Here is a 764-nt window from a genome sequence, read left to right on the forward strand (position 1 = left end):
GGGTTGGGGTGAGGGCCCGTCTCCGAACATGCGGTAATGGCTGCGTTCGCGGAGAATCCCCCTCACCCGGAACGCATCTAACGATGCGTTCCGACCTCTCCCCGCACGCGCAGGGGTGTCCGGGGAATGATTCACTGTGTCGCGGTGCATGCTCGGCAGGACCGAGGCAAATCGGTCTTTTCTGGTTGTCGAGACACAGAGGGCCGAGCATGCGATATCGCGGTAGCATTTTTGGAAGGCTGCTTGAACCGATCAATCGACGGCAGTTTCAGACGGTTGTGGATCGTCTGGACGGGGATGCCTACGACAAGTCGTTCAGGAGCTGGGATCATCTGGTGGCGCTGATCTATGCCCAGCTTAGCGGCAACAGCAGTCTGCGCGGGGTGGTGACTGGCTTCAACGCCAATTCGCAGCATCACTATCACTTGGGAACCGGCAAGCTGTCGCGCTCGACGTTGTCCGATGCCAATGCCCGCCGTCCGATCGGCATTTTCGCGCAAACCTTGGCGGCGCTGTCGGCGATGGCGCGTCGCCAGCTGCGGAGTGAAGGCATGGAGATGGTGCGTCTGATCGACGCCAGTCCGATCCCGCTCGGCAAGGTCTGCAGTTGGGCGACGTGGAACGGCCGCATCCGCGGCATGAAGCTGCATGTCGTCTACGACCCAAGGAGCGATGTCCCGACCTGCGTCGAGATGACGGCCGCGAACGTCAATGACATCGAGATCGGCCGACAGACCCCAATCCAGCCCGCCACCACCTATGTG

At 61.5% G+C, this 764-nt stretch carries 1 protein-coding gene; it reads left to right on the plus strand.

Annotated features, from left to right (window positions below):
• Positions 1–209: 209 nt before the first annotated feature.
• The coding region (locus Q2941_RS51780; RefSeq protein ID WP_458197566.1) for a DUF4372 domain-containing protein at positions 210–764 on the plus strand (555 nt) is incomplete at its 3' end.

It is taken from the genome of Bradyrhizobium sp. UFLA05-153, assembly GCF_054185185.1.